At 69.6% G+C, this 21942-nt stretch carries 30 protein-coding genes; 25 read left to right on the plus strand and 5 right to left on the minus strand.

Annotated features, from left to right (window positions below; all coding sequences use genetic code 11):
• Positions 1-154 precede the first annotated feature (154 nt).
• The 6 genes from LGI35_RS45800 to LGI35_RS45825 all read left to right on the plus strand — a co-directional run bounded on the left by LGI35_RS45800 (position 155) and on the right by LGI35_RS45825 (position 5172).
• Entirely contained in the window at positions 155-1525 is a 1371-nt protein-coding gene (locus LGI35_RS45800) for a hypothetical protein (RefSeq protein WP_227300948.1), read from the plus strand.
• 8 nt (positions 1526-1533) lie between these two features.
• On the plus strand, positions 1534-1968 hold the full coding sequence (locus LGI35_RS45805) for a hypothetical protein (RefSeq protein ID WP_227300949.1): 435 nt from the start codon (positions 1534-1536) through the stop codon (positions 1966-1968).
• A 94-nt stretch (positions 1969-2062) separates the two neighbouring features.
• A complete protein-coding gene (locus tag LGI35_RS45810) occupies positions 2063-2920 on the plus strand; it encodes a hypothetical protein (RefSeq protein ID WP_227300950.1) in 858 nt (285 codons plus the stop codon).
• On the plus strand, positions 2917-4362 hold the full coding sequence (locus tag LGI35_RS45815) for an ATP-binding protein (RefSeq protein WP_227300951.1): 1446 nt from the start codon (positions 2917-2919) through the stop codon (positions 4360-4362). The genes LGI35_RS45810 and LGI35_RS45815 overlap by 4 nt, the downstream gene beginning before the upstream one ends.
• A 77-nt stretch (positions 4363-4439) precedes the next feature.
• Positions 4440-4631: a hypothetical protein gene (locus LGI35_RS45820; protein WP_227300952.1), complete on the plus strand. Its 192-nt coding sequence runs from the start codon at positions 4440-4442 to the stop codon at positions 4629-4631.
• A gap of 31 nt (positions 4632-4662) precedes the next feature.
• Complete coding sequence (locus tag LGI35_RS45825; RefSeq protein ID WP_227300953.1) at positions 4663-5172, plus strand: hypothetical protein; 510 nt, start codon at positions 4663-4665, stop codon at positions 5170-5172.
• An 83-nt stretch (positions 5173-5255) separates the two neighbouring features.
• Here LGI35_RS45825 and LGI35_RS45830 read toward each other — a convergent pair whose 3' ends face one another.
• Complete coding sequence (locus LGI35_RS45830) at positions 5256-5450, minus strand: hypothetical protein (RefSeq protein WP_227300954.1); 195 nt, start codon at positions 5448-5450, stop codon at positions 5256-5258.
• 121 nt (positions 5451-5571) lie between these two features.
• Between LGI35_RS45830 and LGI35_RS45835 the strand changes: the two genes are divergently transcribed.
• The 13 genes from LGI35_RS45835 (at position 5572) to LGI35_RS45895 (ending at position 13156) form a co-directional block, all read left to right on the plus strand.
• The gene (locus LGI35_RS45835) at positions 5572-6384 is read left to right on the plus strand and encodes a hypothetical protein (protein ID WP_227300955.1); all 813 of its coding nucleotides are present in this window, start codon (positions 5572-5574) and stop codon (positions 6382-6384) included.
• 96 nt (positions 6385-6480) lie between these two features.
• A complete protein-coding gene (locus tag LGI35_RS45840) occupies positions 6481-6687 on the plus strand; it encodes a hypothetical protein (protein WP_227300956.1) in 207 nt (68 codons plus the stop codon).
• Positions 6688-6794: 107 nt separating this feature from the next.
• Complete coding sequence (locus LGI35_RS45845) at positions 6795-7022, plus strand: hypothetical protein (RefSeq protein ID WP_227300957.1); 228 nt, start codon at positions 6795-6797, stop codon at positions 7020-7022.
• A 189-nt stretch (positions 7023-7211) separates the two neighbouring features.
• A complete protein-coding gene (locus LGI35_RS45850) occupies positions 7212-7679 on the plus strand; it encodes an RRQRL motif-containing zinc-binding protein (protein ID WP_227300958.1) in 468 nt (155 codons plus the stop codon).
• 48 nt (positions 7680-7727) lie between these two features.
• Positions 7728-8174: a transcriptional regulator gene (locus LGI35_RS45855; protein ID WP_227300959.1), complete on the plus strand. Its 447-nt coding sequence runs from the start codon at positions 7728-7730 to the stop codon at positions 8172-8174.
• Between the two features lie 118 nt (positions 8175-8292).
• A complete protein-coding gene (locus LGI35_RS45860; RefSeq protein WP_227300960.1) occupies positions 8293-8601 on the plus strand; it encodes a hypothetical protein in 309 nt (102 codons plus the stop codon).
• 92 nt (positions 8602-8693) lie between these two features.
• The gene (locus tag LGI35_RS45865) at positions 8694-9371 is read left to right on the plus strand and encodes a GGDEF domain-containing protein (RefSeq protein ID WP_227300961.1); all 678 of its coding nucleotides are present in this window, start codon (positions 8694-8696) and stop codon (positions 9369-9371) included.
• Positions 9368-9808, plus strand: coding sequence for an ASCH domain-containing protein (locus tag LGI35_RS45870; protein WP_227300962.1), 441 nt, complete (start codon positions 9368-9370; stop codon positions 9806-9808). The genes LGI35_RS45865 and LGI35_RS45870 overlap by 4 nt, the downstream gene beginning before the upstream one ends.
• On the plus strand, positions 9805-10083 hold the full coding sequence (locus tag LGI35_RS45875) for a hypothetical protein (RefSeq protein WP_227300963.1): 279 nt from the start codon (positions 9805-9807) through the stop codon (positions 10081-10083). The genes LGI35_RS45870 and LGI35_RS45875 overlap by 4 nt, the downstream gene beginning before the upstream one ends.
• Before the next feature lie 22 nt (positions 10084-10105).
• Positions 10106-10279 (plus strand): hypothetical protein, encoded by a 174-nt coding sequence (locus tag LGI35_RS45880; RefSeq protein WP_227300964.1) that lies wholly within the window; start codon positions 10106-10108, stop codon positions 10277-10279.
• 10 nt (positions 10280-10289) lie between these two features.
• Positions 10290-11138 carry an Lsr2 family DNA-binding protein gene (locus LGI35_RS45885; protein WP_227300965.1) on the plus strand — a complete coding sequence of 283 codons (849 nt, stop codon included), beginning with the start codon at positions 10290-10292 and terminating at the stop codon, positions 11136-11138.
• Entirely contained in the window at positions 11138-11608 is a 471-nt protein-coding gene (locus tag LGI35_RS45890; protein ID WP_227300966.1) for a hypothetical protein, read from the plus strand. Before LGI35_RS45885 ends, LGI35_RS45890 begins: the two co-directional genes overlap by 1 nt.
• 954 nt (positions 11609-12562) lie before the next feature.
• Complete coding sequence (locus LGI35_RS45895) at positions 12563-13156, plus strand: hypothetical protein (RefSeq protein ID WP_227300967.1); 594 nt, start codon at positions 12563-12565, stop codon at positions 13154-13156.
• A gap of 610 nt (positions 13157-13766) precedes the next feature.
• Here LGI35_RS45895 and LGI35_RS45900 read toward each other — a convergent pair.
• Together LGI35_RS45900 and LGI35_RS45905 are read right to left on the minus strand one after the other, a co-directional pair.
• The gene (locus tag LGI35_RS45900; RefSeq protein WP_227300968.1) at positions 13767-15002 is read right to left on the minus strand and encodes a ParB/RepB/Spo0J family partition protein; all 1236 of its coding nucleotides are present in this window, start codon (positions 15000-15002) and stop codon (positions 13767-13769) included.
• A gap of 14 nt (positions 15003-15016) precedes the next feature.
• Positions 15017-16168, minus strand: coding sequence for a ParA family protein (locus LGI35_RS45905; RefSeq protein ID WP_227300969.1), 1152 nt, complete (start codon positions 16166-16168; stop codon positions 15017-15019).
• Between the two features lie 201 nt (positions 16169-16369).
• Between LGI35_RS45905 and LGI35_RS45910 the strand changes: the two genes are divergently transcribed.
• From LGI35_RS45910 to LGI35_RS45930, 5 genes are all read left to right on the plus strand, one after another.
• A complete protein-coding gene (locus LGI35_RS45910; protein WP_227300970.1) occupies positions 16370-17317 on the plus strand; it encodes a hypothetical protein in 948 nt (315 codons plus the stop codon).
• On the plus strand, positions 17317-18306 hold the full coding sequence (locus LGI35_RS45915; protein ID WP_227300971.1) for a restriction endonuclease: 990 nt from the start codon (positions 17317-17319) through the stop codon (positions 18304-18306). The genes LGI35_RS45910 and LGI35_RS45915 overlap by 1 nt, the downstream gene beginning before the upstream one ends.
• Before the next feature lie 197 nt (positions 18307-18503).
• The gene (mobF, locus tag LGI35_RS45920; protein WP_227300972.1) at positions 18504-20390 is read left to right on the plus strand and encodes a MobF family relaxase; all 1887 of its coding nucleotides are present in this window, start codon (positions 18504-18506) and stop codon (positions 20388-20390) included.
• Between the two features lie 138 nt (positions 20391-20528).
• Positions 20529-20747, plus strand: a complete 219-nt coding sequence (locus tag LGI35_RS45925; protein ID WP_227300973.1) for a hypothetical protein — start codon at positions 20529-20531, stop codon at positions 20745-20747.
• Positions 20748-20758: 11 nt separating this feature from the next.
• The gene (locus LGI35_RS45930) at positions 20759-20968 is read left to right on the plus strand and encodes a hypothetical protein (protein WP_227300974.1); all 210 of its coding nucleotides are present in this window, start codon (positions 20759-20761) and stop codon (positions 20966-20968) included.
• 16 nt (positions 20969-20984) lie between these two features.
• On the opposite strand, the gene LGI35_RS45935 is transcribed toward LGI35_RS45930, so the two are convergent.
• Together LGI35_RS45935 and LGI35_RS45940 are read right to left on the minus strand one after the other, a co-directional pair.
• The gene (locus LGI35_RS45935) at positions 20985-21197 is read right to left on the minus strand and encodes a hypothetical protein (protein ID WP_227300975.1); all 213 of its coding nucleotides are present in this window, start codon (positions 21195-21197) and stop codon (positions 20985-20987) included.
• Positions 21190-21540, minus strand: a complete 351-nt coding sequence (locus tag LGI35_RS45940; RefSeq protein ID WP_227300976.1) for a hypothetical protein — start codon at positions 21538-21540, stop codon at positions 21190-21192. Before LGI35_RS45940 ends, LGI35_RS45935 begins: the two co-directional genes overlap by 8 nt.
• Positions 21541-21603: 63 nt before the next feature.
• Between LGI35_RS45940 and LGI35_RS45945 the strand changes: the two genes are divergently transcribed.
• A complete protein-coding gene (locus LGI35_RS45945) occupies positions 21604-21942 on the plus strand; it encodes a DUF6233 domain-containing protein (RefSeq protein ID WP_227300977.1) in 339 nt (112 codons plus the stop codon).

Consider the following 21942-nt stretch of genomic DNA (forward strand, 5'->3'; position numbering starts at 1 on the left):
GGGCGGTTCGGGCGGTGGGAAATCCCCGTCGCTGGGCCGGAACAACGGCTCGCGCGCACTGCGTGCAGCTGCACGCGACCGTGCGGCGGACCGCATCCGCAACGGCCCCAAGCCCAAGCCGCTGACCCCGACGTCGACCACGAACCGCAACCCGGTGATCCGGGACGCGGCGCGCAACCGGATCGCCGACCGGATCCGCAACGGCCCCAAGCCGAAGACCCCGACACCGGCGACCGGTCCGACCGTCAAGCCCCACCGCAGCCCCCGCATCCGGGACGCCGCCCGGGCCCGCGTCGCCGACCGCATCACCACCGGCTCCTGGACGCCGACCGGCCGCAAGACGGCCAGCCTCACCACGGCCAAGGGATCCGGAACATCGGCGACGCCGACGACGATCCGCGGCGCACTGCGCAGCCGGGCCGTCGGCCGGATCCTCAACGGCAAGAAGAACAACGGCGGTACGGGCGGGACGGCTCCGAAGGTCAACCTGACCAAGAAGCCCAAGCCGACCACCAGCGCGGGCGGTACGGGCGGTACGGCTTCGAAGGTCAACTTGACCAAGAAGCCCCAGCCGACCACCGGCGCGGGCGCGGCTGCCACCGGCGGCGGCACCCGGCCCAAGGTCAACCTGCGAAAGAAGGTCAACCTCCGCAAGAAGACCCGCCGCTACGGCAGGCCCGGCACCGTCGGAGGCTGCTTCGGCGGTACGGGTCCGAACCCGGCCGGTACGGGTCCGAAGCCGGCCGGTACGGGTCCGAAGCCGGCCGGTACGGGTCCGAAGGCGAGCGGTACGGGTCCGAAGGCCGGTGGGCCCACCAGTTCGGGTCCCGCTCCTGGCGGCTCCCGCCGTGACAAATGGGAGCGGGCCGGCACCCGCCGCTCGGAGCGCGCCTCCAGCGGCCCGGGCGAATCCACCAAGCCCGGCCCCGGCGCCGCCCCCGGGGGCGGCGGGTTCGGCCCGCCGCCCGGATGGGGCCACACCGAGGGAGTCACGATCACGGTCGAACGGGCCGACGGCGGCCCCCGAGCACAGGGCCGCCGACCGGCCAGGTCCACCCCGCGCGGCCGCCCCCAACTTCCCGCAGGAGCAACCAGAGGAGGAAGCGCTGTGACCGTGCCTGTCCCGAGCAGGTCGCCCGACACTCAGTACGCCGACAGCGACCTGACGATCTACGACGTCATCGAGTCCGACGCCGACATGGCGGAGGAGATCCTGGAGGGCGTCGACGAGGCGAGGGCCGCCGCCGACGGCTGCGAAAAGATGATGACGCGGCTGGAGGCCCTCCACGCGAAGATCGTCGGACTCAAGGTTCCCGGCGTCCTGGAGGGCTGGGTCCTTCTCCTGGGGGAGAAGGCCATCAGCGTGAAAGCGAAGGCGGAGGCCCTGGCGGAGAAACTGCCCGCCGCCTCCGAGGCCATCCGTACCGCCGGCGAGAACGCCGCGGCCCGCCACAAGCCGCTCGCCGACGCCGTCAAGGACGCCGGGCACACCGCCCCTGCCGAGCGCGACTACCACGTCGAATAGGAGGACTCGTGTCCGATCTCGTTCCCGTCGTCGGCGGGGCACTCCAGAAAACCGGCTCCGTGATCATGGGGGCGGTGCGGTTCGGCATCGTCGTCGCGCAGCTGTCCGCCGCGAGCGTGACCATGGCAGGCCTGTCCAACTCGGTCCGTTCCACCTTCCGTTACGTGGAGGACTGCGCGAACACGGTCGACCAGCTCTCCGACCGGGCCGCCGCCCTCAACGTGGACGACCTCACGACCGGCGAGCACCGCGACGCGGCCACCGTGATGCGCTCGTGCCGCGACGAAGCCGAGGCCATGGCCGTGGAGTGCGAGGAGATGTCCACGCTCTTCCACACCACAGCCGATGAGCACATCGGCGACTACGGCTCGGTCGCGGAAGCCGCACAGAACATGCCCGACGGCATCGAGATGGCCGACCGGCAGTTCTACAGCAACCGCTAACCCCACCTCACCCCACTCCCCCGCACCGCACGAAGGGCGGCGAACCCCACCGGTTCGCCGCCCTTCCCTATGCCCTTCGAAGGAGAGCTCGCCGATGATCCGCCTCGGACTGATCCGCCTCGGACCCCTGCGCGGCCGTGTCGCCCTGGTCCGCAATACCGTCGGCCGCGTCGCCACCGTGGCCGGCACCGGTGCGCTCGCCACCGGCACCTTCACCCACGACCTCTACGGCCCCTCCGTGCTGGCCGCGCTCGGCTGCTCCGCGTGGGCCACCCTGTGGTCGGTGACCCTGCCGCGCGACACGGTCGGCAACACCGCGATGGCCCTGTACCTGTCGCCGTCACTGTCGATGGCCGCGCTGCTCACCGCGCAGCGGATCGTGCCCGGCATCGACTGGTACTGGCAACTGCTCGCCGACGCCGGCTGGACCGCCGCAGTGCTGCTCGTACGCCCGGCCCGCATGGCCCGCATCCTGGTCGGCCGCGAACGCTCACTGACCCCGGAGGCCATCGAGCAGACCCAGGAGCTCCTCGCCACCGACCCCGTCCAGGGCCCGCAGCACCCGATGGCCGCCTACTGGGCGCAGCACGTCGCCATCGAGGACGGCGCCGCCCCCAACACCGTGCTGGAGCAGATCGAACGCACCGGCCCCGAGTCGATGACCGCCGTCATCCGCTCCACCCTGCCCGGCAAGCCGGTCCCGAAGATCGACCTGCTGGAGCTGTCCGCCGCCATCAACTGGCCCGAGGACGACATCCACATCGACCCGGTGCCCCGCCAGGGCGCCGGCGTCCGACGGCTCACCGTCGGCGATGCCCCCGAGGACCAGATGGACATCTACACCGCCTGGGAGAAGAACATCGCCCCCAAGGGCATGCCCGGCACGGTCATCACCCAGATCCGCACCGTCGACATCGCCGACGACACGGAGGGCAAGGCACATCCCGCATGAGCCGCATCTACGAACTGACCGTGCAGGCCGCCGAAGACGGCGACATCATCACCTACCACCCGATGCGCCTCGCGGCCGCCCTGAAGATCAAAGACGTCAACCGGCTCGCGGTGGAGACCAGCATGATGGGCGACAAGGCGCTCGTCACGATCTACCCGGATGACCCGCTCGCCCGGGTCATCCTCGCCGACCCGCAGATGCTGGTCATGGACGACCGCGGCCGCATCTGGATCGGCCGCTACCACAACGGCCGGCACTCCCTTCTGCGCCTGTACGACCCCAAGTCCGGCTCCGCGCAACGCCTGCTGCTGTTCGGCACGACCGGCGCAGGCAAGTCGACGGCCGGGCAGATCATCCTCGCCGCGATGAAGCGCTCCGGCATCGCCGTCAACTACGCCGACCTCAAAGGCGGCCAGTCCGCACCCGAAGCGGTCGGACAGCGCGGCCCCGGCAGCGAGGGCAACGTCGCCTGGCGGGTGACCACGCAAGAAGGCGCCATGGCACAGCTGCGCTCCACCTGGCTGACCATGATGGACCGCCAGGAGCGCTACTCCGCGATGGGCCGCTCCAAGTTTCTCAAGGACCGGCCCGACCCACTGCTCTACCAGATCATCGACGAAGCCAACCGCCTCCTGGAGAAGGGCGCCCCGTTCCGCGACGAGGCCACCTTCTACATCAAGGACATCGGACGCACCGGCCGCTCCCTCGGGGTCGGCATCGGTCTGTTCGCTCAGGCCGGCCACCTCGAGGAGATGGGCGGCTCCGACACCCTGCGCGCGATGCTCAAGGAGGGCGAGGTCGTCCTGCTGCGCTGGACCAGCTCGATGATGAAACAGCTCGTCACCGACGGCCTGCTTCCTACCGGCCAGGTCCTCGCCCCGATCCCGAAGTACGCAGGCGAAGTCGACCTCGTCTCACAGTTCGACGAGGACTTCGAAGACGAGGTCCTGCCCGGCACCCAGGGCACCGCGTACAACGTCAACGGCCGCTACCCCAGCTCGAAGATGCGGTTCTGGAACATCGGCTCCGCGGTTCCCACCGAGGGCCTGGACCCGGAGGTCATGGACCTGTACGGGCCCGGCGCCCCGGCGGAGATCGAAGAGGCCGCCTGGGATCTCCTCGGTGACGCCTACCGCCAGCGCCTGGACGGCATGGAGGCCTACCGCGCGGTCTTCCCCGAAGCCGAGGAAAACGAGGACGGCGAAGACGGCGGTGGCAGGAAGAAGGCCTCCGGCGCGAGCCGGGCCGCCGCCTCCCCCGTCCCGGCGGTGCCCGCGCAGGCCACCCCGAAGCGCTCCCTGCGCGACCGGGTCAAGGCCGTGCTCGAGGCGCACGACGACCCGCTCGATGCCCGCGAGGTCCTGGAGCTGGTCAACGCCGACGGCGGCCGCCAGGTCCAGCTCGGCAGCGTCCGCAACATCCTGACCGCGATCAACAAGTAATCCCTCTCCCCCTGTTCTTCGGCCTGCCGGGCACCGCGCCCGGCAGGCCGAAGCCCTTCCTGAAGGAGTTCCACGCCGTGGCGCTGACCGTCTCCCTCTTTGTCCTGGCCGGGATCGTCGTCCTGGTCCTGCTCCGCACCGGCTACCTGCGGCTGGGGCCCGCCCTCGCCGCCGCCCTGTTCGGCTTCACCCTCGCCTCCACCGGCCTCGCCCCGGCCATCACCACCGGCATCAGCAACGTCGCCGGTTGGCTCAGCAACCTCGGATAACCCGCCGCATCTGGACCGAACGGAGCCCGCCATGGACCCCCATCCCACGCAGCCCGGCATGCCCGAGTCCGAGGCCGCGGCCGAAGCCCGCCGCCTGATCGAGTCCTGGGCCGCGCAGCCGGTACGCCACCACCCGACCTCGTTCCGCGACCCCAGCACACCGCCCGCGATCGGCGCCGCCCCGCCCGTCCCACAGCCCGACAAGCGGATCGTGCCCGCCTGGGCGGCCGGCATCGCGGTCGCCTCCATCGGAGTCGGCGCCGGATCCACCGGCCTGGGCTGCGCGGCCTGGCTGCTGTTCAACGGCCTGTCCCTGGTCAGCGTCCCCAGCCTGACCCGCTTCGCATTCATCGTCATCGCGCCGTTCGCGGGCGTGGCCATGGTCGTCACCGCCGTCGCCGCGGCCATCTCCAAGGCCAAGGAGGCCGACCACACCACAACGAACGTGTACGAGGGCACGGTCGTGAACAACACCGAGGTCCGCAACAACAGCACCACCACGCGCGGCCTGTTCGCCCGCACCCGCAACGACTTCCGCTGACCCCGGGCGCCCTGCTTCGTACTCGAACCCCGCCCACGCGGCCGGGAGTCGAGCACGGGGCAGGCCGCCCGCCAGGCGTCCGGTCAGTCCTCGTCCAGGTAGATCAGCAGACGGCCGTCCTCATCGACGTGCGCCTCGTAGATCACACCGTCGACGACCGCGTGGTCGACGACCACCTCGAAGTCCCCTTCGTCGTCGATCCACAGCACACCGTCGTCATCCGTGACCGCCGGATAGATCACCCCGTCGGCGATCACCGACTCGAACTCGACTGACATCGCACCCCCTTCACACACCCTGCGCGGCCTGCGCCGCCCCAGCGTGGCGCATCGCCACGCGCCTGCAACAGAGCCATTCCCACTTCGCCCGCCATCTCACCGGGCCCTCGAAGGAGCCGACATGACCGACCACCACAACGACCTGCCCCAGATCCCTGGCCCCCGCCAGCCCTCCCCCGCCGAAGCCGACGCCCCGCTCGCCACCGGCCAGCAGCCGAACGTGCCGCCGAAGGACAACACCACGCCGGCGTGGCCGCGGCGCACGACGGCCGCCCTGCACGAGCGGTGGGATGATGCCTGGTTGCCCGGCGGCATCCTGTACAGCCGCTGGGACGACGTACGCGAGGCCCCCGAGCTCGGCTGGCACGGCATGGCCCACTGGCTCAAGGTCGCCATCGCCCTCGCCGCCGGCGCCTTCCTGGCACTGTTCCTGGACGCGGCGTTCGGCGTCATCACCGGCTGGGTCCACCAGCTGCTGACCGCCGCGCCGCGCGTACAGGTTGGCACCGACACCTCCACCGGCATCTGGGCCGTGATCGACCAGCCGATCCGCTCCTACATCGCCCAGCACAGCGCCGGCCTCGCCGTGAGCGGTTCCACCCTCTACACCCTGTGGCAACTCGTGGGCCTGTTCGGCCTGTTCGGCGGCTTCCTGCGCAGCACCGCCGCCCGCCTCACCTGGACCGCCTGGGGCGCCGCCAGCATCGCCATGGTCTGGACGGCTTCCCCCGCGCCCGCCCGCAACCTGGCTACCGGCCTTGCCGCCGCGGCCTGGCTGCTCGGCTCCGCCTTCGCCCTGCGCGGCCTGACGCTGCGCCCCGCCGTCTACGTCCACGCACCCGGCCCGGAGATCCGCAACGATATCCGCCCCGAGATCCACGTCCCGGCCCCGGCTGACGCGCCCACCGACAACGTGCACCCGCTCCAGCGCTGACCGTCCCGCCGACCCGCCCGGTCCTCGACTGCACTCCCACGCAGCCGAGGACCGGACAGGCCGACCGGCCGCTCCCCGATCTCGAAGGAGAACACCATGCCCAAGCCGACCGACCCCCGCGCCGTGCCCGGCCACTTCATCCCCTCCCAGGCCGCCCCGGCCAAGCCGAGCGGGCTACCACTGATGCTCAAGGCCGCGATAGCCGGCCTGCTCCTGCTGGCGCTGTTCCTCATAGGCGCAGCGAACGGCGGCCAGAGCGACGTGCCGCAGCAGCGCACCACCACGACGCAGACCGGCAAGTGATCTCCGGTCCACCTGCCTGGCCCTCGCTACCTGCACGCGGCGAGGGCTCGGACAGGCCGACCGGCCTCACGCACCACCCCCTGTCCCCGAGCAAGGGAGTCTCCGTTTTGGCGCAGCAGCCGAAGGTCATGGGCGTGCTGATAGAACCGCCGCCGCCGACCTGGTGGAAAGCCAACCGGCACAAAGTCCTGGCCGTCGCCGGACTCGTGCTGGGCTACCTGATCGCCACGCACCTGCAGGGCGCACCAGATCAGCAGACCCGACCGCATCCGGGCCACAGCACCCCCGCGCCGACCACGCCGCATGCCACCCGCACCGTTCACATCCCTACCTGAACCCGGCACCCGCTGCGCCCCACCGACGACCTCACGTCGGTGGGGCGCAGCGCTACCCACCGACGACTGGAGGAGATCGCACGTGCTCGTCCCCCGCCCGCGCCGCCGGATCGGCCGGCCCCGCCCACAGCGTCCCGGCCCCCGCTACCCGCTTACCCAACGCCAACTGCCAGGCCAATGGAACAGGTGATGGACGACCAGGACCAGGACCTGGTCGACGTCGACCCGCACGACCCCGGCGACGGACCCTTACCGATCTTCCGGTGGAAGCAGGCCGGTCGCACCAACCTCGCGACCCGCCGCCAGCTGCGAGATATGGGCCTACGCCCCGGCGGCCAGGAGCCCGTCGCCCGGATCGAATGCCGCGGCGGCCAGCGCTTCGCATGGCTGTACCGGATCGACCTGGCGAAGCCGAAGCTCCCGATGACGCTCGCGAAGGAAGCCGCGCTCGACAAGGCGATGGCAGCACGCCAGACGTGCCCCGGCCCCTGCGGGCGGCGCTATTTCCACTGCCTCCCGCTCAAGACGCTCGGGATGTGCCTGGAGTGCCACGACGGCACGCCCGCAGACCCCGCCACCTACAGCGCTCCCCCGGGCCAAGCATCTTGCCGCCTCCGTTCTGACGGCCTCTCCGCCCTGCAGGCCGGGACGACATGACGACCCGCAGCGCATCCCGGCCCGCCCCCACTTCTAAGGAGCTTCTCCATGACCACCCGAGCCGCTCGCTTCGCCGCCTCCTACGCACTGCTGCGCATGGCCGCGGATCTGGGAGACCACTGGATCCAGTCCGACCACCAGGCCGTCACCAAGGGTCAGCACGACGAGAACGAGGGACAGTCCAGCCGCGCGGGACGCATCGCCTGCACCGCGCACGTCGCCTCGTACACCGCGACCCAGGGCGTGGTCCTGCTCGCCGGCGCCCGCGCGCTGGGTCTGCACCTGAAGCCGAGCCGAGTCGTGACCGCGCTCGCCCTGTCCGCCGGAACTCACTGGTGGGCCGACCGGCGCGTCCATCTCAAGGCCGTCGCGGAAGCCACCGGCAAGGGCAACTTCTACAACCTGGGCGGCCCGCTGGGCGGCAACTACGCCCTGGACCAGGCCTTCCACCACGCGATGGAGACGATCGCTGCCGCCATCGCCGCATCGAAGTAGCTGCTCCGTCTGACGGACGCTCCGTGCCGCCCCGGCCCACAACGAAGGCCGGGGCGGTCGCAGTGGTCCCTCAAGCACCAGAAACCCCGCGACCAGGCACAGAGAGGAGATGGGCGTCATGCCGAACCACGAGTTCTACGAGGTAGACGTCCCGATACACGACACCACCAACCCGGGCCTGCGGGGTCTGCACGTCTTCACCGGCGAGGCGGACTCCCCCACCACGGCCCTGCGGCGCGCGCACGAGGTGTACGCCGCCGCGCTCGCCGCGCACAAGGCCGGAATCGAGAGCCCCGGCAAGCAGCCGGACAACTGGGGAGCCAGCGGGCTGAGGCCCGGCTGGGAGATGGAGTGGCCCGCCGCGAAGGCCGGCCGCTGGATCAACCCCGTCAGCTGGACCACCAGCCGCGGCGACTTCGCGCTGTAGCTCCGCCCCGGGACGGCCGCCAAAGGCCGGAAAACCAGTCGGCCGCCCCGGGCCTACCCACCCCGTACGAGACGAGAGAGGGAGATCCCAGTATGGACTCCGTCCTGCGCGCACACAGCCGGATCGGACAGCGCGCGCTCTTACTGACCACCGCCGCCGTGCCGTTGACCGGCTGGACCGTCCACGCCGTGACGCTCCACCGGCGCCTGGCCGCGAGCCGCCGCGACCCCCTCACCGGGCTGCTGCGCCGCGACGCATACACCACCCAGGCCCGGCAGGTCCTACGCCGCCACGGCGACGACACAGCCGTCGTCCTGGTCGACCAGGACCACTTCAAGGCCATCAACGACACCTACGGCCACGCGGCCGGTGACACCGTCCTGGCGGCGACCGCAGCCCGGCTCACCGCCTGGGCGGGCCCGCACGCCGCCATCGGTCGCCTCGGGGGCGATGAGTTCGCGATCGTCCTGGAGGCGCCCCACGGCCGCCGCGAGGACCGCCTCGCACAGCTCATGAAGATGCTGCACACGCCGGTGCACCTGGACGACGGGCAGACCGTCGACGTCGCCGCCTCCGTCGGCGCAGCGACGCCCGACATCCTCAACACCCGCGACCTGTCCCTGCTCCAGCAGGCCGCCGACGCTGCCCTGTACGACGGCAAGCACTCCGGCCACGCAGTTCTCGCCGACGCCCGGCACGCAAAGCACCCGTCCATCAACGGGCGCCGCGCCGGCCGCCCCGGAACCGGGATCTGGGGGCGAGCCGCATGAGTATCGCCACCCTGCCCGAGGGCGACTGGATCCGCGGCATCACGATCCGCCAGCCCTATGCCACCTGCATCCTCGCCGGGAAGAACCCGGAAAACAGGCCCCGGCACTGGCCGCGGCGGGGCTGGGTCCTGATCCACGCCGGGCAGCAGCTGGAGCGCCGCGCCCTGCGTGACCCGCTGGTCGCCACCGCGATCCGCGGCCGCGAACTGCACCTGGGCGCGGTCATCGGCGTCGCCCGCCTCACCGACTGCCACCCCGACCAGGGGCCCGAGAAGTGCACCAGCCCCTGGGCGCAGCGCAGCGCGCACCACCTGGTCCTCGCCGACGTCCAGGAGCTCGCTCTGCCCGTGACCGCCTCGGGCGCGCTTGCGGCCTGGAAACCGGCGCCGGACCTGGTGGCGCAGGTGCTTCAGCAACTGCCCGACTTCCGGCCGTGACCCGCACCCGAGGCAAGGTGCCGCTGTTCGAGCCGGGTCTGGTCCCGGCTCCCGGCGGCCTTCTCGACTGGCGCGACAGCCAGCACTTCGACCGCTGGCAGGACCGCCCCTGCGCGCTGTGCGACAAGCCCACGCCCATGCGCTCCCACTACGGCGAGCCCGTGCACAAGGCGTGCGCTGAGGACTGGATCGCCGCGAACCCCACCGAGGCCCGCCTCGGCCGGTTCGCCTCCGACGTCCAGCGCAAACGCCGGCGCGACGACGACCACGCCTGAATTCCTCCACCTGGAGGCTCCCTTGAGCAGCACCCAACACGAGGTCGACCACGCCCTCGCCTATCCCGAGCCGCCCGCGTCCCCGCTCTGGCACCGCCACGGCGCGAAGGCCCGGCCGCTCACCGACGCCCAGAAGAAGCGCAACTGCGAGCTCCTGGACCTCGCACAGCGCAAGCCCCGCACGACCGCCGCGTAGGAGGCCGGTCATGTTCACCGACATGAAAGAGGCCCTCGAAGCCGAGGCCCTCGAACTCACCCCGCTCGGCAGCGGCCAGAGCACCGCCGCGTCCCTGGTGGTCGCCCACCACGCCCGCGACAAGGACGACCTCACCGACCTGCTGGGCGCGCTCGGACTGCCCTGCGACGAAGACGACCTCGTACGCCTGCTCCCGCACCTCACCACCCCAGACACTCCGACCGGAGGTCCGATGCCCGTCAACGCCTTCACCGCCACCGCCGCCTCCATGCTGAAGAACGGCGACAGCCCCGAGCAGGTCCGCGAAACCCTCGGGCTGTCGGAGACCGAACTCGCCGAAGCCCTGCGCCACACCGAACTGCCCGCCCTCGCCGCAGCGGACACCGAGGACAGCACCAGCACCCCCGAGGCGGCCAACCCGGCACCCGCCAGCACGACGGACGCCGACAAGACCGAGGCCCTGCTCTCCTGGGCGGAGAACCACCCCGCCGCCACCATCCGCAACCGGGCCGCCCGCATCCGCAGCGACCTCACTGAACTGACCGAACGCCGCGCCACCGACGCCGCCCAGCGGGAGGCAGAGGAGCGAGTCGCCAACGCCAAGTCCGAACTGGAGGCCGCGCAGGCACAGCTGCGCAAGGTGAAGGCCGGCGGCCGCGCCGCCACCGACCAGACCCCCACCCCCATGGCCCCTGCCCAGGGCCCGGGCGGCAAGCGCAGCAAGGACGAACTGGCCGCGATCCGGACCTGGGCGCGAGCCCACGGCCACCAGGTCGCCGACCGGGGCACCCCGGCGAAGACCGTCCTGGACGCCTACGACGCCGCCCACCGCACCACCGCCCTGGCGGAGGCAAGCTGATGAACACCAAGCCCCTCACCGTCGACGGCTACCTCGACACCATCCCCGCACCCGGCGACGCCCTGGGCACCGCCCGGTTCCAGCGGATCGCCTCGCCCACCGATGACGCCGTGGACGACGTGATCTGGTCCTGCACCACCGGCAACCCCCGGATCGCGCACCTGCTGCTCACCGAGATCCAGCCCGGCGACCTGCTGCACGTCTCGGGCTTCCTCACCCAGCCCGACCACCCGGCGGACCCCGCCCGGCTCACCATCGACGCCCTGGAGGTGCTGGCCACCGCACCGGCGCGGGCACTGCAGGAGATGGTCCTCGACAGGTACGGCGACTACGTCGTGGTGTTCGACGCCGACACCGACGCCGTGCCCGTCTTCACCTCCTCCGGGCACTGGGTCGGCATGGCGGAGAGTCCCGACATCGTCGGCACGCTGATCGAGATCCACGAGCGCGTGAACGGCGGTGACGGCTAATGCCCACGAGGCCAGGCCGTTCCGGCGGACCGATCGAGGGAAGTTTGTTGTCCGCGGACAACAAACGGGTATGGCACCGCGGCTAGCGCGTTGTTCCTCGGCGGCTTGTTGTCCGCGGACAACAAGTCCCTGGTGCGAACCGGGCACCTTCCCAACGAGCACCAAGAAGGCCCGTGCCTGCCGACCGCAGGGCACGGGCCTTCTTGCGTTCTGAGGAAATGCAGCGGGGGCTACTTGGTGGATGCCGAGGCGGCACTGCGCCGACGCTCGGCCATGCCGTTGAGGATGTCCACCAGCTTCAGGAACTGTGCGTCGTCCATACGGTCATCGAGGAAGGTGGCAGCCCGGGCGGCGTTGTCGTACGGGAACTTGACGCCTGTGACCCCCTGCTCGCGGGAGCCGTCAGTGTCAGGCTGCTGCCTGCGGGGGACGGGGACTGACTCGTTGGTGCCCTCGCGACGCGATTCGGATTCCGGCTCGGCGGCTGTCTCACCGGGCGAAACTGCACGATCGGCGTCCGCTCGGGATGCGGGAGTCGGAGGGGTGGAGGGTTTGTTGTCCGCGGACAACAAACCCTCCACGGATGTCGGACTCTCCGCGGGGGCGGCCCCGGAGTCTGTGGACGTGCCGCCCGGTTCTTGCGACTTGTTGTCCGCGGACAACAGAGCGGCACGGCTGATCACTGCCCCGCTTGTGGGCGGACTTGTTGTCCGCGGACAACAAGTCCACGGCTCCGGTACCTATCCAACGCGATCGCGACGTGAACGTGGTGTCTGTCTCGACGAAGCCGAGGCCGCTTCTCGTGTAGCGCGCGCTCCCGTGCCGCCCACCTGATGCGACTGGATTCGTTGAGACGAATCGGTGCCAGCTCGGTTCGTTGAGACAGGACAGCTGCCGTGCGGTTCCGGTCGGCGGGACTACGAGGGCGCGCGCTCCGATGATAGGAAAGCGGCCATGAGTGGAGACTCGGCGGCGACGATCGCCGCTATAGCCGTTGCTGGGATTGGAACCATTGGAGTCGTGGCGAGCTCCCTGGCAACGGGACGAGAGCAGCGCTCGCAAGCTCAGGAGCACTTGAGAGCAGAGGTGTCACGGCAGTGGGCCGATCGTCAGCATGATGCCTACGTCGCCTACCTGGCGGCTGTTTCAAGCTTCATGAACTGTTGGTGGGAGCTCAGCCGGGAACTGACCTGGGCAACGGACCCGTCTCCTGAGCGCTGCCAGCAGACACGCGAACGCGGTGTTGAACTATGGGGTGAACTCCGCACCCGTTACCAGGGAATCCGAGTTGTAGCACCGTCCGACGTCATGACGAAAGGCCGTGCGTTGGATGAGGCCCTCACAGCATTCGACCGGATGGTCGAAGACTGGTTCCTCAAGGCTGCGGACAACTGGGAGGTCCCACAGCACGGAGACGTCCATGTCTTCGAAGCGAAGCAGAAGGAGTGCAGTGCCGCCTTGGACGCGTTCGGCGTCGCCGCACAGGCCAGCCTTGAACCAGTTGCCGCAAGGAGGCCAGGGAAGTCCCTCCTGTTCAGGCGCCGCTAGAGCATCTTCTCGGGCCCCTGCGGTTCGGGCCATGCCGGGTCTTCTGGTGCATTGTTGAGGGCTGGGTGTCCTGTCTGCACGAACCGTGCCGGCACCGATCCGTCTCAACGAACCCAGTCGCAGCAGGTGGGCGGCACGGAGCGCGCGGCTATCCGAGAAGCGGCCGTGCAGGTCAGCGGTGGGCCGTCGACTAGGTTCGCTGAGAACGGACGGCATGAAGACTAAGAAGGCCCGTGCGCCGTCTGTTGTTCGCCGGCAGGGCACGGGCCTTCCTGCGTTTCCGGCGCCCCTTTGAGTTTGTTGTCCGCGGACAACAAAGCGGCGTGGCTGATCACTGCCCGTGCGTGGATGGACTTGTTGTCCGCGGACAACAAGTCCCCGGCTCCGGCTTCTTTCCAACGCGATCGCGACGTGGACGTGGTGTCTGTCTCGATGATGCCGAGGCAGTCTCAGTCCATCTGAGGCACCTGCTCGGGTTACACCAGATCGACTGAGACGGGTCACGTGGATTGGTGCGAACAGGGCACCTTCCCAACGAGCACCAAGAAGGCCCGTGCCTGCCGACCGCAGGGCACGGGCCTTCTTGCGTTCTGAGGAAATGCAGCGGGGGCTACTTGGTGGATGCCGAGGCGGCACTGCGCCGACGCTCGGCCATGCCGTTGAGGATGTCCACCAGCTTCAGGAACTGTGCGTCGTCCATACGGTCATCGAGGAAGGTGGCAGCCCGGGCGGCGTTGTCGTACGGGAACTTGACGCCTGTGACCACCTGCTCGCGGGAGCCGTCAGTGTCAGGCTGCTGCCTGCGGGGGACGGGGACGGACTCGTTGGTGCCCTCGCGACGCGATTCGGATTCCGGCTCGGCGGCTGTCTCACCGGGCGAAACTGCACGATCGGCGTCCGCTCGGGATGCGGGAGTCGGAGGGGTGGAGGGTTTGTTGTCCGCGGACAACAAACCCTCCACGGATGTCGGACTCTCCGCGGGGGCGGCCCCGGAGTCTGTGGACGTGCCGCCCGGTTCTTGCGACTTGTTGTCCGCGGACAACAAGTCCCCGGAACCGGCTTGTGCCAGCGCCTCACGACCGGCGGCCAGCAGGCGCTGTTCCTCCTCCTTCTGCTGTTCCGCAGACTGCTTAGTGGACTCGAGATGGGCGAGCAGCTCGGCTGCGCCACGGCTCGAGTCCTCCTTGAAGTGCCGTGCCAGTGCACGGCCATCTCGCTCCGAGACCTCGCCCGCGCTGAGCATGACCTGAATCTCAGCCGGCAGGGTCAGCAGGGCCAGTTGGTTGGTGACCCAGGACCGGTCCTTGCTCAGCCGCTCCGCGGCCCGGCTGCGCGCGCCACGCTCGCCGCCGTCCTCCGCGCAGACCTTGACGAGCTGTTCCACACCTCGCGCTCGTTCGATCACGTCGAAGTCCTCGCGGTCCAGGTTCTCCGCCAGGAGGTGGTCGACGAAGTCTTCGCGGGAGCCGGCCAGGTCGTCCCGGACCACGAAGTCGAGTTTGTCCAGACCGACGTGGACGGCGCTGCGGAACCGGCGCTCGCCGTTGACGAGCACGTGCTGCGCGGTCGGCCCGATCTGTGTCTCATGTTCGGGCCACAGCTTCAGGTAGGCGCTACGGGTGACCGCAACGCAGGCGGCGAGCTGTACCTCGCGCAGTTCCTCACCGAAGCGCGTCTTGTCCTCGTCGGAACCGAAGTTGCGGCGCGGGTTGAGAGGAGTGGGAGCAACCTGATCGAGGGGGAGCCGGGTGAGTTCGTATGCCGGAATCGATCCCTCGGTCAGGGCCTTGGCTCGGCCGCGCGCGCTGCGGTTGCGTGCACGCCCGAACGACGCGCTCTCGCCCACCTTGTCCGCGACACTCATCCGTGAACCCTCCTGGCAATGGAGCGCAGGACGTTCGCCTGCTCACAGTCCGGCTCGTAGGCCAGCAGCGGCTCTTTGCGCCGTACCGCTTCCCGTTGTTCCTTGAGCTCCGGGACGATGCCGAGTACGGGCTCTTCCATGCTCTGCCAGGAGGCGAGGGAGGACGTGGCGATGTACCCGTTCCGAGCGTCGTAGAGGTTGACGACGAAGCCCAGGGTGTCGATCTGCACCTTCAGGTCCTCGCACAGATCTTCCATCTGGTCGGCGAGCATGTCGTAGGCGTCGCCGGAGGTGTCCTCGGCCTGGACGGGGATGACGATCCCGGACTGGCCCGGCTCCTCGCCCTCGCGGGTGCGGCCGTAGTACAACGCCGTGTCCATGGTGTAGCCCAGGCTCGGGGGACAGTCGACGACGATGAAGTCGAACTCCTGCTCCAGGTCAGCCAGGACACGCTCGAGAGCGGTCTCTTTGATCCGGACGGCGCGGGTGGTGGCGAGTTTCGCGTCGAGCAGGAACGCGTCCTTGCAGGCGGGCAGCAGCCAGAGGTGGTCTTCGAAGTCGCCGCCCTTTATCGGGACGAGCAGAGCCTGAAGGTCACCTTCGGCGTCGGCCAACATGTGCTTGGCCAGGCTGGCCGACTCGATGTCGAGCATCTCGTAGCCGAGCTGCCGCGTCAGGTGACCCTGCGGGTCAAAGTCGATGAGGAGAGTGCGCTTGCCCGTCTCCGCCAATGCCTGAGCGACGCCGGCCGACACCGACGTCTTACCCACACCGCCCTTCTGGTTCCCGAACACGATGCGGCGCGCGCCGGTAGTGCGCGGGGGAGCAGGGCGCAGAGAGGGGTGCGCGTCGAGCCAGAAGCGGATCGACTGGGCTACCCCTTGGTTGTAGGAGATCTTGCGAGGCTTGCAGGCCAGCTTCAGCTTCTCGTACAGCCCTGTCGGCAGATACGTCGAGAAGGAGGAGCCGCCACTGGTGTCGACGTCCGGATGAGACTTCAAGTCCATCCAGGCCGTTACGCCTTCAGTCACGGCGTCCTGGATGTCGACGCCCAACTCTGCGGCGCGCACCTTGAGTTCACGGCGAAGATCCGGCGGCAGCTTAGCGACTACCTTTTCGCGATCTTCCGAGCTGTATGGAGCGGTCATGGCGCTACCTTAGTACCGTCGAGCGCCTCGCGTGCTGACTCTCAACACGTGTCGTCCAACTGTCCCCAAGCAGAAGTGCGCACCACTTGCGCCCCGTTCGCACGGCAACGCGACCGCGTGCCCGTAGGACAACGGGACCGGGAACAGGGCGGAACCCGGAGCGCGTTCTCCCATGTCAGAGGCACTGTGTAACCTCACGCGGTGATCATTGACCGTAATGCGAGTGTTGCCCCGCACCGCTTCGAAAGTCCCTGGCTGCGCCGCACGATCGGCAAACGCATAGGCAGGGCAGACCGTGACGACATGCTGCGCGCGCTTCTCGTCGTGAGCGAGGTGCGCATAGCCGACCGCATCACAGCTGCTTGGCGCGAACTCCACGAAGCCCTCGACAGAGAAATCCACGAGGCTGAACGGAGGCGCGACCGATTGCACTGGAGGCAAAGCGACCAAGTAGCCGTTGCCTGCTGTCACGCTGCGCGGGAGTTGGCCGACAAGCTATGGGAAGAACGCCAGGGAGCCAATGAAGCGCTTGCGGAGTGTAAGGACATCACTGATCGGCTCAGCTCACGCCTGGGGGTAGAACTGACGGGCGAGTCGAGCGAGGTTTCCGACACTCGTGCTGCCCTCGTTGTTCTCAACGAGGGACTGCAGCCCGCGAGACAGCGCTTCGACACACTCATCTCGAATGACCAAGAGGCGCTCCACCACCTCGCACAGCACGAGGAACGATGGCGGCACAGTACTGATCCGGGCATCACGCTTGAACAGATCGATGGGATGGAACAGGACGCCTTTGACGACGCCATCAAGCAGGCCCTGGAACGCTCCGGCTTCCAGGCGTCATGGCGCCAGGCCAGGGTCATCGAGGTGACGGACGACGGGGAAGCCGGCCTCGTCTACTGCGCCAACGTCAACAGACCTGCGCGAGAGGACCTGACTCAGGTTCGCGCCATCCTCACCGCGCAGCGACTGGCAAGACAGAGGGACCTTCGCAGGGTGATGGTGGTCACCAACCAGCGATTCATCTCCAGGCTGGCCAACAGGCTCATGGACAAGACGACCCCTTCGGTTGTGCTTGTACAGCGATTCGCGCTCCAGCAATGGCTCGAGTGGGGCATGCCCCTACGGGATGTACTGGCGGCCGCCTGATGCACATCAACTGGGCAACCCAGGTGTCGCTTCCCCGCTACCCGGGTTCGCAACTGCCCGCGGACATACGGAGGGAGATCTCCAACGCGACGGACGACGACCTGCTCGCCGCGTACCTCCACTGGACGGAAGGCCGGATCGCGCTGGACTTCGCCATCGAAGCAGAGAGCCTCGCAGGCGAGATCAAGAGCGAACGGGACCAGCTCGACGTTCTGACGCCGCCAGCGGACACCAGGTACACCGCGCACTATCACCGCTCCCACGCGGCGCTACATGCTGCACTCAGTAAGGCAGCCCGTACCGCCGAAGGCGCCCATAAGGAGGCGCAGACCATCTGGGACCAGCTGCGCGAGCAGACAAGCCACGACCTCACGGCCAAATACAACAGAGGAGACGGCTCCTCACCGAACGTCATGGAGCGCATCGGCGTCCTGCACGCACAGGCCAGCAACGCCGAACAGGCAGTACAGGCCGCGCTGACTGCACACCGAGAGAAGATGCATCGCCTGGCCTTGGCAGAGGACGCGTTGGAGCGATTCCTCGACTCGCCGGACAGCATCGGCCTGGAAGACATCCACGCCATGACGCCGTCCGCGTTTGAGCAGACAGTCGCAGACCTCGCCAGGCGAGACGGGCACCGCGTAATACGAGACCGCGGCGGTGCTCGCGATCTCGGAGCCGACGTAATCGCCGTCACCGCCGACGGCCTGCGGATCGTGTTCCAGTGCAAGCACCGCAAGGCCGGCCTCGGCAAGGTTGGGTCACCTGAAATGCAGACCTTCAACGGGACGGCCCGCCCAGAGCACAACGCCGACATCGTCGTTGCCGTGACCAACGGGGATTTCACCAAGCCTGCTTCTGAGTTCGCGTACTCACATGACATCGACCTTGTAGGTCAACAGCGGCTGAAGCGATGGGCCACCTGGGGGGAGCCCCTGCTGACGCTCCTCGAGGCAACCCGCAAACCGCCTAGGGCCGCAGCAGCCTGAACATAGGCCGGGCCGCCGCGCAGCATTTGCATGGCCCTCTGTAGGGGCCGTGAGTACGAAAGACAGTGTTCGTCAGGCGGGCGCGCGGTGACGCCGCCGGCGCCCGCCGTATGGGATCGGCCGTGAAGTTCTGGTGAACGCTCCCGCCCCGCGGGATCGGGCTTTTTCTCAGGTCAGAGCCGGTGTCCGCTGTGGAAATGCTCAGTGTTGCGAAGGTGCAGAGACGGAACGCGTGGCGGTACTACGTGCGTGGAGTTGCGTTCGGAGACGGTCGCCGTCCGGTCGGCACGGCGATGAAGGCCGCCCAGCAGCAGGCCGGGCTCCCGCCCGGGAGATGGAGAGGGCGCGGCCTGGCCGCGCTCGGGCTCACCGAGGGCGCGGAGGTGACCGAGCGCCAGATGGAGTTGGTGTTCGGGCAGGGCCGGCACCCGGACGCCGACCTCATCGAACGCGGCCTCCTGGACGACGGCGTCGACCCGGCCACGGCACGGCTGGCCACCGTGCTCGGGCAGCCGATCGAGGAGATCGAGGCGCGCAAGCAGACCCCGCTGCTGGCGCTGGACTTCACCTTCCGCCCGCAGGCGTCCCTGATCGTGCTGTGGGCCTTGGGGGACGACCACACCCGGCAAGTCATCGAGCGGGCCCACGAGAGGGCCATCACCACCGTGCTGCGCTGGCTGGAGGATGAGGTCGCCGAGACTCGGTGGTCCTCGGGCCGCAGGCGGGCGAAGACCCCAGCCCTAGTCGTCGCGACGTGGCGGCACTTGGACAACCGGGACGGATTCCCGCTGCTTCACGATCACTGTCTGGTCCTGAACCGAGCGCAGCGCCTGGACGACGGCGGCGAGCCGGCGTGGGGCGCACTCGACACCCGCCGCCTCTACCAGCACGTGGTGGCCGCCGGGACGCTCTACACCCTCACGATGACGACCGAGGTGTGCGAGGACCTGGCACTGGCGACGGCGCCCCGGGAGGTGACGCCGGGCCTGCGCCCGGTGATGGAGATAGCCGGTGTCGACCCGGAACTGATCGCCTGGTCCTCCACCCGCCGCCAGCAGATCGAGGACGCACTGGAGGGCATCACCGACGACTACGTGAAGGACCACGGGCGGCTGCCCGGCGAGCGCGGCCGCCACGGGCTCGGCTGGTGGGCTGCGCAGAACACCCGCCGCTCCAAGAAGCATCCCAAGCCGCTCGAGCAATTGCGCGCGTGGTGGCGGGCCTCCGCGATCCTCGCATTCGGCCGCGAGATGGTGAACGGGCTGCTGGAGCGCTGCCGGACAGCCGGGGCCGCCATCCGGGCACGGGTGAGCCCGATGGTGGACACCGTCCTCGCCGCCGTCGACGTCGCCGCGATCACGTTCACCGTGCGCCGCACCTTCGCTCGCCGCCATGTCCTGGCCGAAGCGCGCCGACACCTGCTGGAGACGCTGCGAGGCCGCGCCGTTCCGACCGTCCCGCACGAACACGCCGGGTCGCCCGGCCTGGACGACTACATCGCCGACAACGCCCTCGACCGCCACTGCCGCCAGCTCACCGTGCCCCAGGAGGGCCGGCGGATCCCGGCGCTGGACCAGCTGACCTACACCGCGGACTTCGCCTGGCCCCACCGGTGGTGGATCGCCGGTGCTGAAGGAAACCCGCCCCGGGAGTCGAGCAGGTACGAGCGGGCCCGGGTCGCGAGCCTGGCCCTGCAGAACGCGATCCACGACGCCCGCACCACACCCGCCGCCCGCGTCGACGACCACGACCAGGCGGCGGCCGCGGCGCACGCCGTCGATCACGCGGACCAGGACACGGCCCTCACTCCGGTGCAGCGGGCCGCGGCCGCTCACGCCCATCAGCAAGCCGCGATGCCCGAGGAGTACGTGCAGGGCCGTACGACCGACCCGGCGACGTGGATGCGCACACCGGAGAACCTCGACCGCTTGGCCGCCTTCACCAGAGAGGCCACCGCGCGGCGCAGCGACATCGAGGAGCGCGAGCTCCCGGCCTCGGCCGCCGACCCGGGCCCGCACCGCGAGGAGCACGAGCTGCAGCATCGGCACCCCGGCGACGGCCCCACACCGGGCGCGCGCACGTGAAGGCCGGCCACTGCATCCGACGTGCACCGCGCGATGTCGTCCACTCCCGGGTGCGTACGCGCAGCACCGCACGAGGACCGCCGCGCGCTCGGCAGTCTGCCGAGGGCGCAGTGAACACGACGGGCACGGCCGCAGTTGGTGGGCGCGGGAGACAGTGGCAGGGGCGATGTCGTGCTCGCGGGCGGCGACATCGCGTGCGGCACGATCGTGGCCGCGACCAACGCGGTGGCCATGGCCAGCCCCGACGACCGCTGGGCCGTGGCAAGGGTGCAGGTCGGTGTCATCGCCGCGCTCGCCGGGGTGGAGATCCTCGCCCTGCGGCGCTGGCGCCGAACCGCTGGCGCCCCGGCGGCTTAAGATTCTGCGATGTGGCTATCGAACTCCCTGACGATCTGATCGAACTGGAACGCGCTGCCTGGACGGAGATCCAGGAGGGGCGGCTGACGGTGGCCACGGCGCTCGCTGTGCAGCAGGCCATCGGCCGGGTCCAGGAAGAGTCGGGGGAGTCGCGGTTTGACGTGGAGATGGCGTTGAAGCGGGCGGTGCGTCACCCCGAGCCTGACGCTGCGGCGGCCTGACGAGCCCGGGACGCAGCTAGGCCTCGCTGTCCGGCCAGGCCTTCAGCTCGGTCCATGTGGCGTCGGCGGCCTGCTCAGCCAGTGCGATGCGGGCGCTCGGAATGGCGCTGTAGCTGCCGATCCACGATCGGAACTTGCGCTCCGCCGTTGCGAGGTTCGACCACCGGCCATCCATGATGGTGCGGCCCGCGGTTGTCGTGAGGGTGAGGCGGTAGCGGCGGTCAACCACGGGCGCACTCCGCCTCGGTGAGTGGGGCGGTGAGGAGCGCGGCCTCGATGCCGGCCTGCCGTACCGCGTCGCGAAGGCTGGCCAGCGCCTGAGACTCGGGCGCGCGCGCCGCGTCCGTCTTGGTAGTGGCGATCATGTGGGGCGTGCACGTGTCGATCCAGCGCGAGCCGGCCTGGGGGACGTCGACGATGCGGGTGGCCGTCGCGGGCCGGCCGCAGGCGACGCACGGCTGAGGGGTGCGGCCGACCCGGGCGAAGGCCTCCGCTCCGCTGGTCGTGGCCGGAGCAGGCGGGAGCTGGCGGGGGTCCACGTTCAAGATCCGCAGCGCGCTGCTGACGTCCATCGCTGCTCCGTTCTGCTCGCCCCCTGGCTGCTGTGGTCGGCGAGCAGTCATAGTATCGAACACATGAACGACTCCAGCACTCCGACACGCCTCGACATGCTGCGCTTCCTCGAGCGTGTGCAGGTCGGAGACCTGGACCGCACTCGCCGCTGGATCGCCGCCGAGGAACGCCGCGAGACAGAGCGCCAACGTGGCGCGCAGGCCCAGGCGCCGGCCCCGGACTGGCTGATCGAGATGGGCCTGGGCGGGCGTGACCCCGTCTACGTCCACGTCGGCGGCTGCCACATGGCAGGCAAACGATCTCGCGGCGTGGAGCGGGACCAGGCGTTGCGGGCCGTGACCGAGGGCGTCGACGCCTGCCCCCACTGCCGTCCCGACACCGAGCTCGGCATTCTGGAGTAG

Source organism: Streptomyces longhuiensis (genome assembly GCF_020616555.1).
In the GTDB taxonomy this organism is placed as follows: domain Bacteria; phylum Actinomycetota; class Actinomycetes; order Streptomycetales; family Streptomycetaceae; genus Streptomyces; species Streptomyces longhuiensis.

What these genes read in the sequence shown, in the direction of transcription:
- LGI35_RS45810 (WP_227300950.1), top strand. Translation starts at nt 2,063, where the DNA reads ATGATCCGCCTCGGACTGATCCGCCTCGGACCCCTGCGCGGCCGTGTC.
- LGI35_RS45815 (WP_227300951.1), top strand. Translation starts at nt 2,917, where the DNA reads ATGAGCCGCATCTACGAACTGACCGTGCAGGCCGCCGAAGACGGCGAC.
- LGI35_RS45825 (WP_227300953.1), top strand. Translation starts at nt 4,663, where the DNA reads ATGGACCCCCATCCCACGCAGCCCGGCATGCCCGAGTCCGAGGCCGCG.
- LGI35_RS45830 (WP_227300954.1), bottom strand. Translation starts at nt 5,450, where the DNA reads ATGTCAGTCGAGTTCGAGTCGGTGATCGCCGACGGGGTGATCTATCCG.
- LGI35_RS45835 (WP_227300955.1), top strand. Translation starts at nt 5,572, where the DNA reads ATGACCGACCACCACAACGACCTGCCCCAGATCCCTGGCCCCCGCCAG.
- LGI35_RS45840 (WP_227300956.1), top strand. Translation starts at nt 6,481, where the DNA reads ATGCCCAAGCCGACCGACCCCCGCGCCGTGCCCGGCCACTTCATCCCC.
- LGI35_RS45850 (WP_227300958.1), top strand. Translation starts at nt 7,212, where the DNA reads ATGGACGACCAGGACCAGGACCTGGTCGACGTCGACCCGCACGACCCC.
- LGI35_RS45855 (WP_227300959.1), top strand. Translation starts at nt 7,728, where the DNA reads ATGACCACCCGAGCCGCTCGCTTCGCCGCCTCCTACGCACTGCTGCGC.
- LGI35_RS45860 (WP_227300960.1), top strand. Translation starts at nt 8,293, where the DNA reads ATGCCGAACCACGAGTTCTACGAGGTAGACGTCCCGATACACGACACC.
- LGI35_RS45865 (WP_227300961.1), top strand. Translation starts at nt 8,694, where the DNA reads ATGGACTCCGTCCTGCGCGCACACAGCCGGATCGGACAGCGCGCGCTC.
- LGI35_RS45870 (WP_227300962.1), top strand. Translation starts at nt 9,368, where the DNA reads ATGAGTATCGCCACCCTGCCCGAGGGCGACTGGATCCGCGGCATCACG.
- LGI35_RS45885 (WP_227300965.1), top strand. Translation starts at nt 10,290, where the DNA reads ATGTTCACCGACATGAAAGAGGCCCTCGAAGCCGAGGCCCTCGAACTC.
- LGI35_RS45890 (WP_227300966.1), top strand. Translation starts at nt 11,138, where the DNA reads ATGAACACCAAGCCCCTCACCGTCGACGGCTACCTCGACACCATCCCC.
- LGI35_RS45895 (WP_227300967.1), top strand. Translation starts at nt 12,563, where the DNA reads ATGAGTGGAGACTCGGCGGCGACGATCGCCGCTATAGCCGTTGCTGGG.
- LGI35_RS45905 (WP_227300969.1), bottom strand. Translation starts at nt 16,168, where the DNA reads ATGACCGCTCCATACAGCTCGGAAGATCGCGAAAAGGTAGTCGCTAAG.
- LGI35_RS45915 (WP_227300971.1), top strand. Translation starts at nt 17,317, where the DNA reads ATGCACATCAACTGGGCAACCCAGGTGTCGCTTCCCCGCTACCCGGGT.
- mobF (WP_227300972.1), top strand. Translation starts at nt 18,504, where the DNA reads ATGCTCAGTGTTGCGAAGGTGCAGAGACGGAACGCGTGGCGGTACTAC.
- LGI35_RS45940 (WP_227300976.1), bottom strand. Translation starts at nt 21,540, where the DNA reads ATGGACGTCAGCAGCGCGCTGCGGATCTTGAACGTGGACCCCCGCCAG.
- LGI35_RS45945 (WP_227300977.1), top strand. Translation starts at nt 21,604, where the DNA reads ATGAACGACTCCAGCACTCCGACACGCCTCGACATGCTGCGCTTCCTC.